Here is a 24069-nt window from a genome sequence, read left to right as displayed (position 1 = left end):
AGTAACGACATAATAGCGCGGAAAAACAGAGAATTATGAACAAGCGCCCGACTATCAATGATGTTGCAGCCCTAGCAGGTGTTTCAAAGCGTACCGTGTCACGCGTCATTAACGGTGCGACCAATGTGGGAAAAGCAACACGTGAGCGCATTGAAGCGGTCATTCAAGAAACGGGGTTTGCCCCTGACAAGCAAGCGCGTGGTTTAAGTACTAGCCGCTCTTACTTGATAGGCCTAATTTACGACAACCCCGATGCCTTGTATATCGACCAAGTGCAAAGAGGCGTGTTAAGCATATGTTCTCAAAAGGGTTATGAGTTAGTTGTACACCCTTGTAGGTATAATGCCGAAGGTTTTGTAGAAGACTGTATTAATTTTGTGCGTCGTTCAAACATAGATGGTGTCATCATATTACCACCGGTATCCGAATCGAAGGTGTTAGCCGACGCGCTGCAACAAAAGAGTATTAACTATGTGCGAATGGCGTCAGTAGATTTAGATGACCATCAAAATATCGTAGTGAGTGACGACAGAGCTGCTTTAAGTGACTTAGCGCGCTATATGGTTTCACTAGGTCATAAAGACATTGGTATCATCAGCGGTCCGCAACAGTATTATTCCTCAAAAGAGCGTTTGGAAGGCTTTGTTGAAACGCTTAACGGCCTGGGGGTCGATGTGCCTAAAAACAGGGTAATTGAGGGTAAAAACAGCTTCGAAAGCGGTATAGAATGCGCGCGTCAATTGCTTATTCAGTCACCACGAGTTAAAGCTATTTTTGCAAACAACGATGAAATGGCAGCAGGCGTATTGAAAGTGGCTCATGAAATGGGAATAACCGTACCTGACGAACTATCCGTCGCGGGGTTCGATGACAACCTACTTGCTGCCCGTGTAATCCCTGCCCTTACTACTGTTCAACGTCCCGTTGGCGATATGGCAGCTATCGCAGCGCGTAAAATCATCGCGCACATCGAAGGCAGTGAAGTTAGTGAAACCGAAACGTATCTGGTCAAACCTCACCTAATTATTCGCGATTCAATCAAAAAAGTGTGATTTTTTACAATGAAGTGTTGCTAACACTTCTTTTTCGACCTATTATGCCACCGGTGGCACGACAATAAAAAAGAATGTTAAAAATAAACAATTTGTAAACAGAGCGTAAAAAGCAACGTTTTCTAATCTATCGCTCCTTTTAAATACACAGTGCTTATTTAACAACGCTTAGCGGTTAAATAAGCCGTAAAGATAAAGCAGGACTTGTAATGGACGTTAAAACACAACTAGTTAAAGTGCATAATAACGATAACGTTGCGGTTGCAACCTGCCCTATCGTGGCTGGCACTTACATCGCTGAATATGACATTACAGTTAGCCAAGACATTCCTGCTGGCCATAAAGTTGCCCTAGTTACCGTGTCAGACGGTGGCGACATCGTAAAATATGGTTTCAGCATTGGTGCTGCAACAAGCCAAATTAATGCTGGTGAACATGTTCACAGCCATAACGCAAAGACTAAGTTAAAAGGCACTGAACAATACGTTTACGCGCCGTCAAATACCGCTTCAAAACAAAACCATCTTACTTCTGGGTTACAGTTCATGGGCTACAGAAGAGAAAATGGAAAAGTAGGTATTCGCAATGAAGTATGGATCATCAATACCGTAGGCTGCGTAAATAGAACAGCAGACCGTATTGCCAACGAATGTAATCGTCGTTTCGCTAGCGAGTGCGACGGGTTCCGCGCATTTACCCACCCTTTTGGCTGTTCTCAGCTGGGCGATGATTTAGATGACACGCGCACTATCTTAGCCTCTCTCGCATCTCACCCGAACGCTGGTGCGGTGTTAATTGTAGGCTTGGGTTGCGAAAACAATCAGCTTAAGAGTTTACTGCCTCACGTTGATAAACCGGCAAATCGGGTTCGCTTCTACAACGCACAAGAAGTGGTAGATGAGTTAGAAGAAGGTGTCAATGCGGTTTATGACTTGTTAAAAGTAATGGCTAATGACAAACGTGAGCCTATCGACGCTAGCGAATTAACCTTAGGCATGAAGTGTGGTGGTAGCGACGCTTTTAGCGGTATTACTGCCAACCCAACAGTAGGGCGTGTTACCGATTTAATGTGTAATCTAGGTGGCTCGGTCATTTTAACCGAAACGCCAGAAATGTTTGGCGCCGAACAGCTTTTAATGAATCGCGCTAAAAACAAAGACGTATTCGAGGCGTTTAACTCGCTGATTGATGAGTTTAAGAACTACTTTATCGCCCACAACCAACCTATTTACGAAAACCCGTCTCCAGGCAATAAGGCAGGAGGTTTAACCACGCTAGAGGAAAAGTCTCTCGGCGCGGTTCAAAAAGGTGGAACGTCTACTATTCAGTCTATCTTGCAGTATGGCGAGCCCAAGCAAGATAAAGGCTTAAGTTTATTACAAGCACCTGGTAACGATGCCGTTAGTTCAACGGCGTTGGCAGCATCGGGGGCACATATCGTTTTATTCACCACAGGCCGAGGCACGCCCCTTGGTTTTCCTGTACCCACAGTCAAGATATCGTCAAATTCAGATATCGCTAATAAGAAGCCACATTGGATAGATTTTAACGCTGGACAAGTTCTGGAAGGCATCTCTATCGATAAGTGTGCCGAAGCGCTACTCCAACATTGTTTGGCAGTGGCATCTGGTCAACAAACCTGCAACGAGAAGAATGGCAGCCATGAGATTGCTATTTGGAAACGTGGCGTCACCCTCTAAAAGAGAGCGTTATGGAATCGATATTATTACATGAAGATAGACTTTTTCCTGCCGATGAAGCAACCCGAAGTGTTGCAAAGGCGCTGTATAAGGAAATTCGAGATCTCCCTATCATAAGTCCACATGGCCATACTGACCCACGTTGGTTTGCACAAAACAATAATTTCACCAATGCAACCGAGTTGTTTATCACCCCTGATCACTATGTTTTCCGAATGCTGTATAGCCAAGGTATTAAATTAACCGATATTGGTGTGCCACGTTGGGACGGCGGCGAGACGGAAAAGGATCCACGTAAAATCTGGAAACTTCTGGCAGATAACTATCATCTATTTGCTGCCACACCATCGCGTTTGTGGTTAGACACTGTATTTCACGATGTATTTGGTTTGCGAGAGATGTTGTGTAGCGACAACGCAACGCATTATTACGACCACATCACTGCGCAGCTTCAAGGGGATGACTTTAAACCCCGTGCACTGATGGACCGCTTCAATATTGAAGTGATTGCTACCACCGAAGGTGCGCTTGATGCTCTTCCCCATCACGCAGCGATTAAAGATACACCGTGGGCAAAGCGGGTTATTACCACCTTTAGACCTGATGATGTAGTCGATGCTTCACGCGAAGATATTGTTTCAAACATTGAGAAACTTGGTGAACTCACTGGTGAAGACACGGCAACCTGGCAGGGCTACCTGAACGCAATTCGTGCAAGACGTGCCGTCTTTAGAGAGCACGGTGCGACAGCAACAGACCACGGACACCCAACAGCAAATACTGCTGATTTAAGTGAAGCAGAGTGTATTGCTTTATTCGATAAAGTAAGAAGTGGAAACAGTAACGCTGAAGAGCAAGAGCTATTTAGAGCGCAAATGCTTACCGAATTAGCGGGAATGAGTGTAGAAGACGGCATGGTGATGCAAATTCACCCTGGTTCGTTTAGAAACCACAATAGTCAGCTCTTTGCACAGTTTGGTCGCGATAAAGGCCACGACATTCCAATGCAAACAGATTTTGTTAAAGCGCTTCGCCCGTTACTCGGTAAATACGGTAACGAGCCTAACCTGGACATAATTCTATTTACATTAGATGAAACCACGTACAGCCGTGAATTAGCACCACTTGCAGGCCACTACCCTTGCCTGAAACTCGGTCCTTCATGGTGGTTCCACGATAGCGCTGAAGGCATGTTACGCTTTAGACACCAAGTGACAGAAACCGCTGGTTTCTTCAATACAGTTGGTTTTAACGACGATACACGCGCCTTCTTGTCTATCCCTGCGCGTCATGATGTTGCCAGACGTATTGATTGTCGCTTCCTTGCACAGCTAGTTGTGGAGCACCGCATCAGTGAAACAGAAGCGGCCAGCATTGCAAGAAAACTCACTTATGATTTTGCTAAACAAGCGTACAAACTGGGGTAATCATGACAAAGCCGTTATCAATTTCAACGCTACCTCTTTTAAGTGACAGCGTAAGTAAACCAAATTACGACCTGGAAGCAACCGGTTGTGGCATTGTGCATATTGGTCCAGGCGCCTTTCACCGTGCGCACCAAGCGTATTATACCGAAAAGGCGCTGGCTTATGGCGGTGACTGGCGCATTCACGGTGTATCAATGCGCAGCGCATCACTTAAAGAAGCGTTGAGTACACAAGACAATCTCTATGCGTTGTGTATTGTTGATAACGAGCCTGAAACCCACATTATCGGCGCAATAAAAACCCTTTCAACATTAGCACATGATCGTGAAGACATTGTTGCTGCGCTGGTAAACAAGCAAACTAAAATTGTGACGCTTACCGTGACAGAAAAGGGCTATTGCCTTAATGCGCAAGGTCATCTAGATACTGATCATCCGGATATTAAAGCTGATTTAGTCACGCCAGAAACACCGGTAAGTGCAGTTGGCCTAATTGTGCAAGCGCTAGCACAACGTAAGCAGGCAGGCTATGCAGATATTACCATTATCAGCTGTGACAACGTGTCAGACAACGGTAAAAAGCTGCAAAAAGCGGTGACCGAGTTCGCCAATAAAACGGATGAATCACTCGGCCAATGGATCAGCGAGAACATCGCCTTCCCCTGCACTATGGTTGACAGTATTACGCCAGCAACTGAAGACAGCTTTAAAGCCAACGTTGCCGCTGAGCTGGGTTTAACTGATAACTGGCCTATTCAGCGAGAGGCATTTACTCAATGGGTGGTTGAAGATAATTTTTCTGGCCCACGACCTGCTTGGGATAAAGTTGGCGTTACTTTTACTCATGATGTGAGCTTTTTTGAAAAAGCTAAGCTTCGCATTCTAAACGGCACACATTCAACACTGGCCTACATAGGGTTATTGCTTGGCAAGGAAACCGTATTCGACGCAATGCGTACCCCAGCCATAAAGCAACTGATTCAAACCATGTTGAAAGAAGAAATTGTGCCGTCTCTATCCAGTAATAACGAGAATGCCGATAGCGGAACACAAGACTTCGATCTGAACGCTTACGCACAAGACATTGTTAAGCGCTATGAGAATAAGCATATTCGCCACCTGTTGTCGCAAATTGCTTGGGATGGGTCACAGAAAATCCCATTTCGAATTCTCGACACAGTACGCGATAACCTAAAAGCAAAACGAAATATTGATTTGCTCTGCAGTGCCGTTGCGGCCTGGTGCCTATTTGTAAACAACAAAGCACGTTTAAACGAAACTATCACCGACCCGCTAGATAGTATGTTAAGGGCTACAGCAAAATCGGTAGACTTTCAGGCAATAGAACTTGCAAAAAAATTGCTATCTCTTGAAACCATGTTCGCCGAACTGTCGGTAAACACTACGTTCAAAGAAAAAGTGCTCGAAAAAGTTAATCAGCTGCTTAACATTTTATCGCACGAAAACAGCAACGAAGATCAGCAAAGTTCTGCTCCCACTACGTTACCAGAAAGTTCGCTAGATTCACTAAAAGGAACCGCGTGATGAAAAGTACCTTTTCCATGCTTAAAGGCGCCCCATTACTGCCTATTATTCAGCCTAAATCTGTTGACGAGGGGCTTCACCTAGCAGAAGCAATTGCAAATAGCGGCCTGTGCAACATAGAAGTAGTGAAACGCAGCGACGCAGCATTTGAAGCCCTGTCAGCGATTAGAAAACAGTTTCCTGAACTCGTTGTGGGTATGGGCACATTGTTAAATCGCAACCACGTATTTGAAGCGTTGGATGCAGGCGCGCAATTTTTGATAACGCCCACAAGCTCAGAGACATTGCTCGATACACTGATTGCGTCTAATGCACCCTTTTTGCCAGGTGTCGCTACGCCAGCCGATATTCTTTTGGCGCACCAAAAAGGCATTCGCGAAATGAAGTTCTTTCCTGCGAGTCTTAGCGGCGGAACACCTTTTCTTAAAGCTATTTCAAGCGTATTTAGCGATGTTTCCTTCTGCCCTACCGGCGGCATTAATGGCGACAACGCGAATGAGTATCTCTCGCTTGGCAATGTAAGAGCAGTAGGCGGTACATGGATGATGCCGAAGGCAGCCATTGAAGCAAAAAATTGGCAAGCTATAACTTTGGCATGTCAACAAAGCCTAACATTGTTTGATGAGGCTGCGGCATGAGCATAGTTGATACCAACCAAAGAATAGTTATTTTTGGCGAGTGCATGGTAGAGCTTCGAAGCACTCAGCGTGAGTCATCAGTTAGTACGCGCGATGAAAACACAGATAATAATCTGATGGCGAAAAGCTTTGCTGGCGACACGTACAACACTGCAGTTTATTTAAAACGCTGCTTGCCTTCATCTTCCATTAGTTACTTAACGGCGATCGGCGCAGACTTTTTAAGCGATGAGCTGCTGTTTAAAATGGGTGAGCACGAAATTAACACTGATTTAGTGTTTCGCTCGTCATCGCGTAACCTTGGCCTGTATATGATCCGTAACGACAACGAAGGTGAAAGAACCTTTGCATATTGGCGTAACCAATCTGCAGCAACACAGACGCTCAACATTATGAAGGGCGCTGAATTTGCTTGTGATTGGTTTTATTTGAGCGGTATCTCTATTGCCATTTTAGATGATGAACAGCGCGCTACACTTTTCGAACTGATTTCGTCCCTCAAGGCCAAAGGAAGTAAGATTGCCTTTGATCCCAACTATCGAGCTCGCCTTTGGTCATCTCAAGAAGATGCCAAGTACTGGACGGATAAGGCTTATGCTGAAGCAGACTTGGCGTTCCCAGGTGCAGACGACCATTTAATGCTGTTTGGCCACACCAATGCTGATGAAATATTTAGCTATTTAGCCGACAAACAGATTGAAGAAATCGTTATGAAAAACGGAGCGGTTGGCGTTCATATACTCCGTCAACAAGAACAATGTATTGTGCCTGTTGAGCGTGTTGAACAGGTGGTTGATACAACGGCTGCTGGCGATGCATTCAATGGCGGCTATATGGCCGCTCGACTTGCAGGTAGAAAACCTGTAGAGAGCGCGAGCTATGGGGCCAAAGTGGCAGCGACTGTGATTACCTACCCCGGTGCCATTATATCAGGCGATGCCTTCACTAATCACATACCGTCGCTATAGTCGGTATGTGACATTCCTCTTTCTTTTCTCTTCTATTTCCTGCCATTGTAACCATAAGCAAGCACGCTAATTAAGATAAAGGCGATCCCCCACTAAAGAACGCGGCACGCCTACAATAACGCGCCACGTCGTTTTTATGTGAGCTTACAACGTGTCTCGATATACGTATTTTGCCAGTGGGTGCGCTGTCGCTTTTAGCTCTCGCACGAATATTTGCGCCATTTTCGCCGCGCCCACAACGTTCAAGTGAGTGTCGTCCGTTTTGCCTTCAGGGTAGCGCGCATAAAGGTCGGCGGGCACCTTAATGAAGTAATGGTTGCTGTTAGGCTCGCCTACCTGAGCAAGAAAATCGCAAGTTAAAGCGTTCATAGGAATAAATGGCACATTATTTTGTGCTGCCACTTTCTTCGCTGCATCGGCATACGCCTGCAACGTCCGTTTTAACACACCTTCCTCAGTGAAATGACGCCTGCAAATACTACTTGCGATAATCACTGATGCCCCTTTTGCTTCAACATCCTGAACAAACTGATTCAAGTAAGCTGGATAAGCATTTTCCGGGTCGGCATAGCGAGCAGGATCCGACTGTTTTTGATCGTTATGTCCAAACTGAATAGCCACAAAATCACCTTCAGACAGATCGGATAACAGAAGCTGCCAGCGTCCCTCATCTACAAATCGCTTTGTGCTTCTGCCGTTAGCCGCATGGTTTTTAATATTAAGATTGGGCAGCATGAATTCAGGAAGTAATTGTCCCCACCCACGTTCTGGATATGACAACATAGGCTTGTCTGACATGGTTGAATCGCCGACCAGATGTAGGGTAACTGGCTTTTTGTAGGGTGGAGCTTTTACAGCCTCTTCACTGCCTTTATTAGTAGCGCTTTGGATTGAAGCACTTTGGGAACCCGAACTGGTAAGTGCATAAGCGCTAGATTGCGCCGCGTAACTAATGTGAAGTGTACTCGTGCCTTGCTGGTCTGCTACTGCAAAAGTACTCGATACAACAAAAACGCTTGCAAGACTGTAGCGCAGCGCGTTGAATATTTTCCCTGTGGTGAGTTTACTTGAATTTTTCACACCTTTTCTCCTTTTCAATATTTCTTTTGTTGCGATGCAAATTGCTCAAAAAGTGAGGTAGAGGCGTGCTGAACTCCTCCCGGCCTGCACTTTTTGCACATAAAAAAGGCCATCATTACGATGGCCAAACACACCCGTCTTCACGGAACACAACATTTAATTATTATCTCAGGCCGGCCAACATAATTGGCCGGCCTGTTTTTTTACATAGTATAACGAGCGCCCAAGAAGAACTGACGGCCCGTGTGGTTGTACTCACGTACCAAGTTCAAAGAGCCATCACCCGTGGTAAACAAGCGCTCGTACTCATCGGTAAGGTTAATGACTTCAAAGGTCAACGTTAGCTCGTCGTTTACGTTATAAAATGACGAGAAATCTACCTGCGTAGGTCCTGTCGTACCGTGCGCAACGTTACCATTGCTGCCAGTAAAGTCTGTCAGGTAATCGTCGCGTTTGTTAACTGACACACGCGCACCGTATTGGTCTGTTTCGTAATACACCGTAAAGTTGTACGATGTTTCACTCATACCTTCGATGTCGTCAGCATTAACGTGCGTATAGTTCGACACGATACCCATGTTTTCGAACAGTCCTGGTAAGAAACTTAGCGGCTGCTGATAAATTAACTCATAACCGCTTACACTTCTGTCTTCAGCGTTAATTGGACTGCTATGCTCGTATGGAATAGTGCGTGGGTCTAGCGCAATTACAGGGTCAAACTGTGCATCGTTGTCGATAAAGTCGTAGTAAGCACTGTCGACTAAACGCTCTTCTGATGCGCGAACAATCCAGTTATCAATGTCTTTGTAGAACACTGTTGCTGCTAGTAGCGCTTCGTCATCGAAGTACCATTCAACACCAAAGTCAACGTTGTTCGACGTAAACGGATCAAGGAATGGGTTCCCCACGCTCACCGAGCCGTTAATATAATCAAAGCTTGGGTTACCAGGGTTTAATGAGTTCAGGCTTGGGCGAGTCATAGACTGTGTTAAGCCAAGGCGAACAACTACGTCATCAGTTGCTTCAAGTGCTAAGTTAACTGCTGGTAAAAAGTTATTGTACTCGTTTTCGATTTGTACCGTTTCGCCTTGAATAAAGCCTTCAGAGGTTGTGGTTGTTTTCACATAACGCACACCGTAATTAGCGCGAAGTAACATGTCGGCAATCTCATAGCTCGTATCAAGCTCAAGGTACATAGCTGATGTTTCTTCGCCTACTTGCCAGCTTTGTGCAGAACGCGGTGTCCAAACAACATCTAACAATTGGCTATTAATAGCGTCAAAGTCGGCTACAAGGAACGGGTCAAGAGGGCCGTCAAAACCACTTCCGAAATCGTCTACCGGCATAATTTCAGCAAAACCTACTGCCGAGTCTTGATCTGGGAAGCCATTTATTTGCTCTTCACTGTAGGTTACAACACGGTCATTGTAGGCAAAGCCAGCCTTAATAGTGACTTCATCACCTAAGTATGTCGCATCAAATTTGACCGTGTCGTTTTCACGCAATACATCAGTAGCACGTAATCGGCCATCGCTTAGGTTATAGTTGCTTGCATCGTTAACATCGTAACCGTAAGTCACTTCTGGCGCGTTGCTGTTATTGCTAAAGTCAAAGCCGTAGCTGGTTTCTTCCAGCAGCGTCATATTGTAACGATATTGCTCTGAACGAGCGTCAGACTCTGCTGTTCCGGCCATCATATCAAGTTTAAGGTTTTCACCAATAAACCACTCGCCAGAAATTACAAATTGGCTAAAGTCAGTGGTTGATTCTTGTAAACGGCTTTCAATACGCGATTTGATACCGTCGTACGTACCAGCCAGCACCTGTTGACCATTAGGATGGACAGTAATGGAGGTAGGTGTAATTTCTTCGAATGTACTTCTGAACATGTGGAAGAAGTTATACATGGTACGGGTGTTATCAAGCTTGGACACTAAACCGTCTAACGTAAGTGTGAAATTATCTGTTGCAGCCCACTGAATTGAACCGGTGAAGCCTACACGCTCTTGATCATTACCAAAGTAGTCAGGTCTAGGTAAACGAGGAGTCCATAAACAATTAATCGGGTCTACCGACTCACCTTCATACTGGCAATCATCTACGTCAGGTGTGCCGTTAACAACCGTGTTTGATGTATCGCCAAAGATGCCACCACCATCACGAACTGGAGTAGTCCAACGAACTGTACCAAAACCTTCCTGTCTTACTGTACGCTCTGAGAACGCTGCCGAGAAAAGCACACCGACTTTGTCGTCAGCGAAACGGTTGCTGATCATGAAAGCGGCGCGAGGATCGGTCTCTTCTGTAATGCTGTTATAGCCGCCTTGAAGAGATGAAACGAATTTAAAACCGTCGTAATCAAACGGCTTTGCCGAGTACAGATCAACCGTACCTGCAATGCCGCCTTCTTCCATAGAGGCGGTAGGAGATTTTTGAATATCTACGCGGTTGAACAATTCAGAAGCGAAAATGTTAAAGTCAAAGCCACGTCCACCGTTTACACCGCCACCTGAGTCAGTGCCATCTGTACTTGCTGGCACTTCCATGCCATTAAGTGTTGTGCGGGTAAATGAAGGGCTCAAACCACGCAAAGTAATTTGGCGCCCTTCTCCACCTTCACGAGAAATGGCTACGCCGGGTACACGTTGAATTGACTCAGCAATATTTAAGTCCGGGAATTTACCAATGTCTTGCGCAACAATTGATTCTTTACTGTTAACTGATGTTCGCTTTTCCATCAGTGATTTATTAAGTGATCCACGAAAGCCTGATACTTCAATGACTTCCATATTTTGCGCTTCGGTTTCACTGGCTTGTTCGTCTGTGGCTTCTTGCGCATGAAGATGTGCGCCTGACAACGCTAGCGTAACAAGAACAGCGAGTTGCTTTTTCTTTGGTAACATTGTTGTTTCTCCGGTTTTTATATTTATAAGAGACGCGCATACTGACAAAAGGTGAAGATGCTTTTGAAACGTGTGTGAACTATTCAAATTTACACAAATTCAACATTTATCGTATTTAACCATTTCACTCCCCTTTATGCCACCGGATAACATTTTGGTGATTAATACCGTCAATGCTTTACATTTATCCGATAGCACGTCTTGGCTGTTAAGGAAGCGAAAACGCGTCAATTCTAATTCATTCTCTATAGTGGTCTCGTAAACCACCAAAACCTTGAATGAGAAGAGTTGCAGGGTACAGCTATGTTTTCTAATTAACGCAAAACTTCTCTTCGGCAATAATGTAAACCTCGAAAACAACACTCAAGCTTTACATTTGATTTACATCCTAAACAGTTATGCTACCGGTGGTAGCAATTTTGTTGAAAAAATTTACAATAAGTAGAAATTTGATATGCAATGATGAAAGAAGAAGAGACTATAGAAACTTACCAAAGCAGGATGAGAGCTTTAATTAAAACATTTAAATACAGTTATTTACGCCATAATGAACGCTTTTTAAACGCGTAAAATAAAAGTTAAAAAATGTAAATAATTCCGTTGACATATGAGCAAATAAAAACCATTATGCTACCGGTAGCACAGAGTGTATTTACAATGTTATAAAAATAAGGGTTTGTTATGCTAAAAGGTATTCTACGCGCAGCTTCCGTTGTAGCTTGCACGGCGTTTGTTTCTTCCGCTGCTAATGCAAATGATTGGGTACAAATGCCTCTCGACAACACACAATCATGGTCTATGAGAATGATAGAGTCTGAGATGGTGCGTTTCCCAGAAGCTTGGCAAATCGATTGGGATGAGAAGCCACAATGGGATTACGTTCACGGTCTCAACCTTCTTGCCATAACAGAAGTCTATCAAGATACTAAAGATCCCCGCCTCCTGTCTTATGTAAAAGGTTACTACGACATGTTGGTTCAACAAGACGGAAGTATCAAAACCTATGATATCAATAAGTTTAATATTGATATGGTTAACCCTGGTAAAGTGCTGTTTTTCCTCTATGAAGAAACCGGCAACCCTAAGTACAAAAAAGCCGCTGACCTACTTAGAACGCAGCTTACTACTCACCCACGTACCGAGCAAGGTGGCTTTTGGCATAAGAAACGCTATCCAGACCAAATGTGGCTTGATGGTCTATACATGGGGGCTCCCTTCTACGCTGAATACATTGTTAAGTACGGCGATATGAAAGAGCTAGACGATGTATTTTTGCAATTTGAACTCATTGAAGAGCACCTTTACGACGAAAAAACAGGCCTCCCCTTACATGGCTGGGACGCATCTAAAAAGCAAAAGTGGGCTGATAAAGAAACAGGTCTTTCTCAACATCACTGGTCACGTTCGCTAGGTTGGTATGCTATGGCAATGGTGGATGTGCTAGAAGTTGTTCCTGCCGAACACCCAAAAACACCGTGGCTACAAGGGCGCTTAAAAGCGTTTATCGACGCTACGCTTACCTATCAACATAATTCAGGCACCTGGTATCAGGTTACTGACTTGGGAAGCCGTGAAGGAAACTACCTTGAAGCATCAGGTACAGCAATGTTGACCTACGCTATGGCTAAAGGTGCAAGCCTTAAGTTTCTTCCTGAGGAATACAAAGCTCACGCAGAAAAAGGGTTTGCTGGACTTCTTGATCAAATGATTTCGGTTAATCCAGAAACTAACGTTATCAGCCTTGAGCAAGTTTGCGCTGTTGCTGGTCTTGGTGGAAATCCATATAGAGATGGTTCATTCGACTACTACATGAGTGAGCCAATCAGAGCAAACGACGCGAAAGGTGTAGGCTCATTCATTCTGGCTGCACATTATTTGAATAAGTAAAAAGCGCTAAATTGTAAATAAAAGGGGTATATGATGGTCCGACCTAACTCACCGAATGCCAGACGTCACTTCTTAAAGTCTGGTCTCGCCACCACTGTTGCAGCTTCTGGGATGGCTGTAGGTGTTCCTACATTCCTATCCGGATGTGCAAATGTGACCGAAACGGGAAGGACTCAACGCCAGTGGGACGCCGAAGCAAACCTTATTAAAGGGACGATAAAGCGCCCCACCTTTGCAAAGCGCGAAGCTAATGTTACCGACTTTTTAAATGAAAATGGCAGTGACTTTAAGCAAGCGTTACATGCAGCTATCGACCAAGTCGCACGCCAAGGTGGTGGCAAAGTGGTTGTGCCAAAAGGCGACTGGCTATGCAGCGGCCCAATTCACTTACAGTCGAATATAAACTTGCGTATTGAGGCAGGCGCAACAATTCGATTTTCTACCAACCCTGAAGATTACAAACCATACGTTTTTACTCGCTGGGAAGGTATGGAGTTAATGGGTTACTCCCCTCTTATTTATGCTTTTGAACAAAGTAATATCGCAATTACCGGCAAAGGTACGCTTGACGGTAGCGCGGCGAAAGACAACTGGTGGCCATGGAAAGGTAAGTGGAAGGCTTCAACATGGGGTGACGATCCGGTTGAGAACCAAAAATATACCAGAGACACGCTGCAAGAAATGGTAGAAAACGGGACACCCGTTAGTGACCGCGTTTTTGAAAATAATTACCTGCGCCCTCCGTTTATACAACCTTACCGCTGTGAAAATGTACTTATCGAGGGTGTTACCATCCTGCGCTCTCCATTTTGGTTAGTTAACCCTGTGCTTTGCAAGAACGTCACCGTTAACGACGTGTACTGTAAAAGTTTCGGCCCAAATTCGGACGGGTGCGACCCTGAAAGCTGCACGAACGTCCTTATCTCTAACTGTACATTTGATACAGGGGACGATTGCATTGCCATTAAATCTGGACGCAATGCAGACGGCAGAAGGGTCAATGTTCCCTGTAGTAATATCGTCATAGAACATTGCGAGATGAAGGCTGGCCATGGCGGTGTTGTAATCGGCAGTGAAATATCCGGCGGTGTAGAGAATCTCTATGCTCAGCATTGCACCATGAGTAGCCCTGATTTAGACCGCGGCATTAGAATTAAAACCAACAGTATTCGGGGTGGTCACCTAAAAAATCTAAACTATCGCAATATCGATATTGGGACGGTGAAAGACGCTGTTGTCGTGAATTTCTTCTACGAAGAAGGTGATGCCGGTAAATTCCCTCCTCTACTGGAAGATATCACTATAGAGAACTTGAACGTTGCGTCAGCTAACCGAGCCTTTGTGCTTCGCGGGTATGACCATACGCCTATTTCTGGGTTGACGTTGAATAACATAACGATAAAACGTGCGCTTAAAGATGCCGTTATCGAAAACGTAGCGCATCTTTCAATAAACAATGTGTTTATTAATAGCCAACCATTTAACAAGCACGGGCTGTAGAAGAATAAATACTATGGAATTTAATAAAGCACGTGTCAGTCTTAGTTTAGCCTTTGTGTTGCTGGCAGGAATACTTTTCAGTGGATTAAGCGCGGCAATGCCAGCAACGACGGATGTTGTGGTAGCTAAATCACATGACAGTGACGATGACAGTGACGATGACAGTGACGTAAGTAAGGACGCTTTACCTCATTTTAACTCTGTGTCCCAAGCTGTTGCTTATATCGCGTCTCACAAGCCACAAAAAGATAAAGTATGGACCGTCTTTATTAACGAAGGCATTTATCGAGAGCGTGTCGTCATAAACGTTGATAATGTTCACTTTGTGGGCCAGTCGCAAGAAACAACGACTATCGTTTTCAATCGATATGCAGGTCAACAAGTCGCAGAGAATTCTCAAGAAAAATGGGGAACTCGTCGCACTGCCACTGTGGAGATTTTAGGTGATAATATCACTCTGGAAAATATCACTATCACCAATGATTTTGACTATCCCGGTAACGAGGTCAAAGCAAAAGACGACCCTACTCGATTATCAGGTACGCAGGCAGTAGCGCTTAAAACCGATGTGAACTCAGATCGCACTTACCTTAAAAATGTCGCACTCTGGGGTTACCAAGATACCCTCTATTTAAAAGGTGACCGCGCTCTGATTGAAGGCGGAACAATAGCAGGACATATTGACTTTATTTTTGGTGAGGGCACCGCGTTTTTTGAAAGCGTTTCTATTGTTTCCCGTACACGTTATTCTGGCGGTGATAGCGAAGGACTAACAGGCTACATTACCGCCCCAAGCACTCATTTACAGCGCCCTTATGGATTAACGTTCAATAACTGTAGGCTTGAAAGAGAACACGGCGTTCCAGATGAAAGCGTGGCACTGGGAAGGCCTTGGCATCCTACAACCACCTTTTCAGATGGCCGATATGCAAACCCTTACGCTGTAGGTAAAACCGCGTTTATCAACACCTATATGGCAGGTCATATCATCCAAAAGCGCTGGACTACTATGGGTGGAACTACGCCATCAGGTACAAAGAGACCATTTAATCCCCACACAGAAGCAAGATTTTCCGAGTACCAATCTCATGGAGAAGGTGCACCTAAAGCAGTCTCCTCACCAGCAATAAACTCTCATTTTCTGAATGATAAAAACGCGGCTTTTTACACTAAAGAGGCGGTATTGCGAGGCTGGGTGCCTAATAACATTCCGAACGATATTAAATAGAGCAACATAAGCGTAAGTAATTTGCTCGGCACATTGCGTAACCACTTGGTATCTATTATCTTTTAGTTATCACGGTGCCACTACTACCCTTATGTCTATACGTGTTCGTTATATCGTTGCGTTATTGCTAACCGCTACACTCGTCACTCTTTCTTTTATTGTACTTTATGAATTAATCAGTGATCAGAAGAAGGATGCGGAAATTATCAATATCGCGGGTCAGCAACGCATGCTTTCACAGCGTATTGCGTTGCTCACCTCTACACCAAACATTTGCGACGACAGTGAAGAGCAAAGGTATTTGGCGCAATCGTTAGCACGTTTCAAACAAAATCATCAACAGCTTGTGTCACTCGATAACCTTCCCTCCTCTATCTCTAATACTTACTTTAACGAAGGCCAGCTCGACAACAAAGTAAACCGATACATAAAAAGCGCCGATCAAATTTTAGATGCAGCACAGTGTCAGCCCACTACGCTTTTAGATATTCAAGCGCTGACATCGCTATTACAACAGCTTGATTATGTCGTCGCGCAGTTCGAGCAAGACGCCACTGCTAGAGTAGATGTGGTTCTTTCGATTGAAGTTTACTTATGGCTAGCCACACTCGCTCTATTATGTATCGAGGCAGCATTCATCTTTTCCCCTATGGAGCGTACCGTTAAACGGTCATTTGCCAAACTAACGAGCTTGAAAGAGCAAGCAGAAAGTTCGGCTGATGAGGCTCGTAGAGCAAGCAAAGCAAAATCAGAGTTTCTTTCAAGCATGAGTCACGAACTTCGCACACCAATGAACGGCCTGTTTGGCATGATCGAGTTGGCCATAGACAACCCTGACAAAAGCAACATCTACCTTAAAAAAGCCAAAACTGCTGGTAGGCAACTCCTTGTGTTAATCAACGATATTCTCGATATATCAAAAATTGAAGCAGGCAAAATCAAAATTGAACAGGCGCCAGTCGACCTATTACAAGTCTTGGACGATGTGGTGTCGTTACAGCGGGTTTACTGCCAAAGAAAAGGTCTTGAATTTCATTACTTAAAAGACCCTGACTTACCTCACGTAATTAAAGGCGATATCACTCGTATTTCGCAAATTCTGCACAACTTGTTAAGTAATGCAATTAAGTTTACTGAACTAGGTTCTGTCACGTTAAAGGTCACCTATACCAAACGCCCAAACGGCAATTATTTAAGCTTCGATGTTATTGATACCGGCATTGGTATCGAGTCATCTAAGCTTGGTAATATCTTTAAGAAATTTGAGCAAGCCGACCAATCCACCACCCGCGAGTACGGGGGCACAGGACTAGGGTTAAGTATTGCGAAGCAGTTGGCGAAACTCATGCTCGGCGACATCAATGTAACTTCATTTGTAGGTCAAGGAAGTACCTTCAGTTTTACTATGGCAGCGGAAGAATCTCAGCTGCCTGACATTAACGTTGAACCCAGTGCTAATTTGCGCTGTGCGATAGTTGATGATTTACAAACCAGCCGCGAATATTTTGAGCATGTCGTTACTTCTATGTCGATTGTGCCCCGAAGTTATGATAGTGCAAAAGCCTACCTATCAGACAGCCCACTGGCTTTCGACGTTATTATTCTTGATTTGTCTATGCCAGAGATGAGCGGGGTCGATTTGATAGAACAGTTGAAGGCGATGAACCCAGATAAATTTCCTAAAATCATTCTTATCTCTGCTGAACTGGAACGACTAGAAGATGAAAATGATGTTTCTGAACTTATCTGGCGCACGCATGCTAAGCCCATTAATCGTCGAGAACTTGAGCATGATTTAGGAAAGTTAATTGATACAAAACCCGTATCTCATAATGATGTTAAAGAAGGCAATAAGAAGAAACGCATACTGCTAGCTGAAGACAACGAAATCAATGCCGAAATCGTGAAGACTATATTGCAGTCAGAAGGCTATAAGTTCCTACATGTTAAGAACGGAAAAGATGCCGTAGACGTGGGCAAGCGACATCAATTCGACCTTATTTTGATGGACTGCAATATGCCCGTCATGGGAGGAATTGAGGCATCAACAATATTACGCAAAGCATTGGAGGTTGACACACCAATTGTTGCGCTCACTGCAAACGCCTTCGCAGAAGACAAAGAAGAGTGCTTGGCTGCCGGCATGACTGACTTTTTAGCCAAGCCTTTAGACAAAGACACGCTGCTGGTTTGTATCAAGAAATATATCGGTTAGCTGCATGTACTAACACTCAACAAGGTGCTGTTTGGCAGACCACTTCCACATTTTATACGGTATAGGGTTCTTGCTCTGCAATGTACCCTGGCGCGATGGCTAAATTGTCGGTATTCGCAAGGCTCTGCTGATTCCTAAGCCAAAGTTGATACTCTCCGGTACGTAAGCTTGCATGTTTTGTACAATCAACATTCCAACGTCTAAGCAGGTATCCCGCCATGGCAGCCCGTACTTCCAATGTAAGCACGCCTTCTTCCATGGCGTAATCAAGCTCTATTGCGGTGGCATATTTAATATTCTTAGGATGCGGCACAATTTCAAGTGAGATAAGTCTTCCCCACTCTTCATCACAATCTATGCATTCATGGATTTCAGGTTCTGCTTTAACCGTTACCTTACTAATTCGAGTTAGCACAAAATCTCTAAAACTTTGTGATTTTCTGTCGAATGCGCGAACATGCCAGCGTTGACCATTATCAACAATACTATGAGGCACTAACTCTCTTGCACCACTGCCGCTTGAAAGCGACGTATAGATTACGCTCATCGCCTTTTTGTTCACGATGGCTTGTACCACTTTCGCCACCACAAAAATATCAGGAATATTAAGTGAAGATGCACTTTCAACAGGGAAATGTATGTCACCGATCGCATCAAATCCATCTGATATGTCGTTGGCAAGCTTCACAAGGGTTCGCTTTGCATCGTGTTCAAAAACCGGAATAAAGCTTTCTGTTTGAAAGTAACGTTTTTCCCTTGGATCGTAGACTAAGTTATCAGGGGCGAGCTCTTTGTATAGTGTAAAGTCACGAGAACCAGCCGATAGTCCCACTTCAAAGCGATTTATTAAGTCTTGGCGATGGATAGCCCCTTTAAACAAAAGGCAGAAGTCGATATACGCCAGTCGTTGGCGTTGAGAAAAAGAAATGGTTTCTAACATGGTGCGCACTTATTGTATTTTTATTCAGTGTGGTTTATTTAAAGCCGTATGTAAATAGCAATAGAAATAAAAAAGCCCAGCACGCGGCTGGGCTTAAACTTTTAGCCATTAAGGTTTATGACTTCACACGTTTGCGGGCGAAAAACATACCACCTAAAGCCAGAAGCGATAGCGCGAAGGTACCTGGTGCAGGTACTTCTGCAATACTGAAACTTGCGCTACTCACCTGTATAGGCGTCAGCTGCCCCCCTTGAGTGCCTTGAAAAATGTAAGAACCTGACAACCCATCAATTGTAATGTCACCAACAGACTGTGCGATAAATTGCACGGTGTATAAACCAATCACTGGTGTCTGCAGTTGATAGAACAAATCAATTTGTTCCAAGTAAGCTAGTGAACCTATCTCTAAAATTCCCCCCGGTAGAAAAGGAGGTAGAAACATCTCTAACACTGGGTTCCCCAAGCTGCTAACTGAGCCAAAAGGATTTAACGTAGAAGCGCCAATAAAACTCAAGAGCGAATCGTTAAAACCAATTGTCGTGTTATATACATCAAACGGTTGAGGAAACGGTACGATACCTAAAAAAGCATCTTCATTAGAAAAGCTTACCGTCGCCGTGATAGTTTCTCCTACTTGATAAATTGATTTATCCGTAGAGATTTCAATTATTGCGGCATTTGCATTAAAAGTAGCAATTGCCAATACCATTAAAATAATTTTTTTCATTTTCTTTCCAACTACTGAACTGCACATGCGGTACGTGTACACATAGACATTAACGCGTATAAATCGTAGATATTTAATCTGCCGTCATTGTTAAAGTCGTGCTCTTCAACCGTCGCTTGACGTTGCAGAAGCAAGGTGTAGAACGCCACAATATCGGTGTTGTCTATGTCACTATCGCCATCAAAATCACCAATTACTGGCTCCGGCTCACTCGTTTCAGGGAAATCCAGCACAACAATTACTGGATCGTGATCTGACGAACGATAAGCATCAGCCCCGTAATAGCTAGAAAGCTGTGTTTCTGACTTATATTCAACGTTGTAGTCGAAGACACGAGGCTCATCGGCATTGATATGCCAAACCGTTGCGTCTGCCACATACTCAGTCAAAGTTGAGCTTGATAGCGCGTGATCTAAGTAGCCCATTTCGCCGCCAAAGCTATAAGAATAAGCACTTTCGCCGTGGAAGAGGTTCACCAAGTTGCTGAAACCAGCGTCTTCGAGAGCAAGAATTGGATCTTCTTTCGCATAAGCATTTAGGTCACCCATTACGATTACTCGGTCAGACAAACCTTCACTGTTTTGCACAAGCGCTGTCAGCCCTAGCGCAGCTTGGGTACGTAGCTCGTTCCAGCAGCCTTGTCCATCACCCAAATCAGCATCATTACCTGTTGCACTGCCACAGCTTCCTTTTGATTTGAAATGATTTACCGCGAGCGTAAACGCTTCGCTGTTACTATTTACGCTAAAGGTTTGTAACAGCGGCTGGCGGTTACCGTAGTCAAAAGGAGCTTCAGAGGAAGTAACCGCTGCGCCTTGTGGTGTAACCGTTGCAGGCTTATAAATAATACCTACCGCAATTTCATCACCACCAAGTAATGATTCAAGTGCTACATAGCTATACACGTCACTACCAAGTTCAGCATTTACGCTATTTACTAGAGAAGCAATGGCAGAATCACTCCCGTATCCATCGTTTTCGATTTCTACTAAGCCAAGTACATCTGCGTCCATCGCAACGATGGCTGCTACTGTCTTCGCTTGCTGGCGGGCAAATTCATCTTCTGAGTCTGCACCACGAGAGGTAGGGAAGTTCGGACCATTAAAGTAGTTAAGCACGTTAAAGCTAGCCACTTTGACATCGCCTTGTACGTCTAACTGAGGCACATCTGTTCTTGGGTTTGTGCGTACAGTTTGAAGAGCGCCAACTGGAATTAAGTTGTAAGCACCAAATGCGTAGTGCATTACACCTTCCAGGCCTTCTACACTGTCGCCTAAACGCAGAGGATTCGCATGAGATAAACCTCCAACTGGGAAAGGAATATCGTCAGCATTTTGTGCGCTTGAGCCATCATCAACCAACAATGTGTTGCGTGCATTCGCTTCAGCCAAGGCAATAGCTTCACTTGAACCCGCGGCATATTGGTTTGTAGGGATCATCAGGCGGCCTGATGACACGTTGAATTGCCCATATCGACCAAGATTGTAAACGTCTGTTACGTTCAAAGTTTGCTGGAATTGAACCTGCATACCTTCAAGTGACTCTAGGTTAACGCTCTCGTCAAATGGCATTTCAATGCTTGTCGTTAGTATCTCAGCACCTGCACCTAGCGTTTCAGCATTGGCGCTTAGTACAATTTCTGTAATGCCATTGTATTCTGCCACTGCACCGCTAACACGCACAGCATCACCAACAGATGGGTATTCAGTGAAGGTTGTCGAATAGGCAAATACACCTTCAGACGTCGCAGCATTACCATCAGAGTCGGCGGCTTCTTCTTGAATAAAGAATCCGTTCATTTCCGGCACAACTTTAGTCACTACTGCCTCAACAACAACGTCATTGCCTGTAAGTGGCGAGGTATCGCCTTCGCCTTGGATAGCGCTAATTAAGACTACTTCACCAACTGGGTCAGTTGGGTCTGTAGGATCAGTTGGGTCGGTCGGGTCAGTTGGATCCGTAGGCTCGCTAACAGATCCATTGTGCGAACCAAAATTGTTAAGCGTATCTTTTGGTAGGCTATCCCATTCTTCAAGGGTAAACGCTGGGTTGCGGTTAGGGTTGCCTGCCGTTACTGAACTCTTGCGTACCAAAGTAACGTCTTTACCCCAGTTAGTTTTAACGCCGTACGTACCTAGAGCATCAACAACCTGACCGTTAGCGACGAGCTCAATGTAGTCATCGCCATTGAAATTAATCACGAAGCTGCTAATCGTTGAGCCGGCAGTTAACAGTGCATCTGCACTTCCGTGAGCGAATGTTGCTACGCCACCTGCTGGGATTGTGCCTTCAAGTGCTAACACTTTACGGTCAGCATCTGCGGTCTCACCATTGGAGAGTAAAACTAACTCATAACCCGCTAGACTTACCGGTTGTGTCGAGCTATTGAAAAGCTCTATACCTTTATTGAAACCGCCACCTTCGATGTATTCTGAAATGTAAATACTGCTGGTAGAAGGTGTTGTGTCACCGCCGGTATCACCACCTGTGTCGCCGCCGGTATCACCACCCGTGTCACCGCCAGTATCGCCACCCGTGTCACCGCCAGTATCACCACCTGTACCATCACAACTCTCGTTGAAGATAAGTGAAGCAAGTTCAGGTTTGTCTATAAACGGATTTCGGTTTCCTTGGAATTCATAAACGCGCTCGTTACGACGACGTTCGAAATCATCCACTGGATCACTTTCATGCCATTGAAGCAATACGCAAAGCTTACCAAACGCGGCTTCACTAGTAGAGGTAAGGCGATTTACTAACACTAAGTCGTCTTCGGTATCACCAGCTGTATTGCCATCGTAACGCACGTCCATGTATAGCATTGAGCGTGCTACATCACCTTTTACTGCGTCACGAGGCTCAAAAGAGTCACCATCAACTCGGTTTAACGGAGCTTCAGAAAGCGCGCTATCACTAAAATCAAAATCTAAGTTGCCGCGCGAGCTATTTACAGAAATATCGGTAGGACGCAGGTGCAGAATATCGCTGTATGCCGTTAGGCTTGAGCTAGGAAAACCATGGCTCTTAGCCCAAACATGTTCGCGATTCCAATTGTCTGGGTTGGTGCTTTGACTACCGCTACCGTTGGTAAACTTGCCTTGTGATATGCCTTTGTAGAACAAGATAACGTTATCGGTGTTAGCAGGATCTTCATCAGTGTAAGTGAGTGCTGTCCACACTTCTGAGTAAGAAAGCGTACGATGACCATTTTCAATGATGTTATGCGCCGTGTCTTTTAACGTTTGCGCACTTTCACCGTTTGCAATAGCTGTGTCGAGAGCTGCGTAATAGTCAGATGCAACAAAGTCGCTGGCTAGGTTAACTGCTTCCAAATCAGGGCAGTTAAAACAAGTACCACTTAAGAAAAGAAGTTCATTTGAAGGTTCACCGCCGTCGTCAGGGTTACCGCCAGTATCCCCACCATCGGTAGTTCCATTTCCACTTACTGAAATACTGTCTAAATTGAGATATTCGGTACCCGAGTTGTTAGCCATCGCTACTTTCAGTTCTAAAGTGCTTCCGCTACCTATCGTTTCGGTCAGTGTTGCAGAACCAAAGTCTTCCTGTACCGTATTCGTTGCCCCTTCTGAAAGCGTAATAAGCTCGAATGCGCCACCATCTAATGAGTAAAATACATCGATGTAGTCTGTCGACTCAAAATTTCCACTTTGAGAAAGCACGGCATTTATGGTGATATCACCGGCACCAGATATATCGATAGACTCGCTCAACCAGACTACTTCACCGTCAGTATCACGTGCTTGCATTGCGCCGCTTTCAACACGGAACCAGTCTGAAGTGGCACTTAGCTCACTCGCTGACACGTCTACTGACCAACGATCAACACCTTCAAGATCAACAATTGCTCCCGCTGGGTCTGAGCCAGTTGCGCCCTTGCCTTGCAGTTCATTTGCTTCGAAGTCCTCTTGCCATACTGTATCTGCAGAGGCATTAATAGAAACAACGCCTAACGACAATGCGCCCGCCAACAACGCGTTGACTACTTTAGCTGATTTCCTCAGCTTATACTTTTGTGTGTTACCCTCATGAATCATTTTGCTTTCCGCTTTTTTGTATAAGGAAGGTATAAATTCTTATACATACGTATATACAGCAAGCACTTAATAAAAATAATAATATAAACGTCACAAACGTTAAAAATCAGAAACTTAGACGTTTAAAATAAACTTACTTGTTGATTAACTCTGCTGAACTTTGGTACAGGGAAAGTTGATTTGTCACAATGCGTAAATGTTTCAG

Annotated in this window: 15 protein-coding genes; 10 read left to right on the top strand and 5 right to left on the bottom strand. The window is 44.6% G+C overall.

The window, feature by feature from the left end; all coding sequences use genetic code 11:
• Nucleotides 1-35: 35 nt before the first annotated feature.
• The 6 genes from NO989_RS11585 to NO989_RS11560 all read left to right on the top strand — a co-directional run bounded on the left by NO989_RS11585 (nt 36) and on the right by NO989_RS11560 (nt 7329).
• Nucleotides 36-1052 carry a LacI family DNA-binding transcriptional regulator gene (locus NO989_RS11585; protein WP_371342582.1) on the top strand — a complete coding sequence of 339 codons (1017 nt, stop codon included), beginning with the start codon at nt 36-38 and terminating at the stop codon, nt 1050-1052.
• Nucleotides 1053-1261: 209 nt separating this feature from the next.
• The gene (locus tag NO989_RS11580; RefSeq protein ID WP_171337611.1) at nt 1262-2752 is read left to right on the top strand and encodes a UxaA family hydrolase; all 1491 of its coding nucleotides are present in this window, start codon (nt 1262-1264) and stop codon (nt 2750-2752) included.
• Between the two features lie 11 nt (nt 2753-2763).
• The gene (uxaC, locus tag NO989_RS11575; protein ID WP_371342581.1) at nt 2764-4179 is read left to right on the top strand and encodes a glucuronate isomerase; all 1416 of its coding nucleotides are present in this window, start codon (nt 2764-2766) and stop codon (nt 4177-4179) included.
• Nucleotides 4180-4181: 2 nt separating this feature from the next.
• A complete protein-coding gene (locus NO989_RS11570) occupies nt 4182-5723 on the top strand; it encodes a mannitol dehydrogenase family protein (RefSeq protein WP_239247719.1) in 1542 nt (513 codons plus the stop codon).
• The gene (gene eda / locus NO989_RS11565; RefSeq protein WP_014979614.1) at nt 5723-6361 is read left to right on the top strand and encodes a bifunctional 4-hydroxy-2-oxoglutarate aldolase/2-dehydro-3-deoxy-phosphogluconate aldolase; all 639 of its coding nucleotides are present in this window, start codon (nt 5723-5725) and stop codon (nt 6359-6361) included. The genes NO989_RS11570 and eda overlap by 1 nt, the downstream gene beginning before the upstream one ends.
• Entirely contained in the window at nt 6358-7329 is a 972-nt protein-coding gene (locus NO989_RS11560) for a sugar kinase (RefSeq protein WP_014979615.1), read from the top strand. The genes eda and NO989_RS11560 overlap by 4 nt, the downstream gene beginning before the upstream one ends.
• A 144-nt stretch (nt 7330-7473) precedes the next feature.
• Here NO989_RS11560 and NO989_RS11555 read toward each other — a convergent pair whose 3' ends face one another.
• Nucleotides 7474-8409 carry a rhamnogalacturonan acetylesterase gene (locus NO989_RS11555; RefSeq protein WP_239247721.1) on the bottom strand — a complete coding sequence of 312 codons (936 nt, stop codon included), beginning with the start codon at nt 8407-8409 and terminating at the stop codon, nt 7474-7476.
• A 203-nt stretch (nt 8410-8612) separates the two neighbouring features.
• Complete coding sequence (locus tag NO989_RS11550; protein WP_039225317.1) at nt 8613-11312, bottom strand: TonB-dependent receptor; 2700 nt, start codon at nt 11310-11312, stop codon at nt 8613-8615.
• A 681-nt stretch (nt 11313-11993) separates the two neighbouring features.
• Here NO989_RS11550 and NO989_RS11545 point away from each other — a divergent pair.
• From NO989_RS11545 to NO989_RS11530, 4 genes are all read left to right on the top strand, one after another.
• Entirely contained in the window at nt 11994-13199 is a 1206-nt protein-coding gene (locus NO989_RS11545) for a glycoside hydrolase family 105 protein (protein WP_371342579.1), read from the top strand.
• 33 nt (nt 13200-13232) lie between these two features.
• The gene (locus tag NO989_RS11540) at nt 13233-14699 is read left to right on the top strand and encodes a glycoside hydrolase family 28 protein (RefSeq protein WP_371342578.1); all 1467 of its coding nucleotides are present in this window, start codon (nt 13233-13235) and stop codon (nt 14697-14699) included.
• A gap of 13 nt (nt 14700-14712) precedes the next feature.
• Nucleotides 14713-15927 carry a pectinesterase family protein gene (locus tag NO989_RS11535; RefSeq protein WP_371342576.1) on the top strand — a complete coding sequence of 405 codons (1215 nt, stop codon included), beginning with the start codon at nt 14713-14715 and terminating at the stop codon, nt 15925-15927.
• 91 nt (nt 15928-16018) lie between these two features.
• The gene (locus tag NO989_RS11530; protein WP_371342574.1) at nt 16019-18142 is read left to right on the top strand and encodes a response regulator; all 2124 of its coding nucleotides are present in this window, start codon (nt 16019-16021) and stop codon (nt 18140-18142) included.
• A gap of 52 nt (nt 18143-18194) precedes the next feature.
• Here NO989_RS11530 and NO989_RS11525 read toward each other — a convergent pair whose 3' ends face one another.
• The 3 genes from NO989_RS11525 to NO989_RS11515 all read right to left on the bottom strand — a co-directional run bounded on the left by NO989_RS11525 (nt 18195) and on the right by NO989_RS11515 (nt 23864).
• On the bottom strand, nt 18195-19082 hold the full coding sequence (locus NO989_RS11525) for a WYL domain-containing protein (protein WP_202285799.1): 888 nt from the start codon (nt 19080-19082) through the stop codon (nt 18195-18197).
• A gap of 115 nt (nt 19083-19197) precedes the next feature.
• A complete protein-coding gene (locus NO989_RS11520; RefSeq protein ID WP_014976845.1) occupies nt 19198-19809 on the bottom strand; it encodes a PEP-CTERM sorting domain-containing protein in 612 nt (203 codons plus the stop codon).
• An 11-nt stretch (nt 19810-19820) separates the two neighbouring features.
• A complete protein-coding gene (locus tag NO989_RS11515; RefSeq protein WP_371342572.1) occupies nt 19821-23864 on the bottom strand; it encodes an ExeM/NucH family extracellular endonuclease in 4044 nt (1347 codons plus the stop codon).
• Nucleotides 23865-24069 lie beyond the last annotated feature (205 nt).

The sequence above is a fragment of the Alteromonas sp. DY56-G5 genome (assembly GCF_041414725.1).
In the GTDB taxonomy this organism is placed as follows: domain Bacteria; phylum Pseudomonadota; class Gammaproteobacteria; order Enterobacterales; family Alteromonadaceae; genus Alteromonas; species Alteromonas macleodii.
This window is presented reverse-complemented; position numbering and strand designations above follow the sequence as displayed.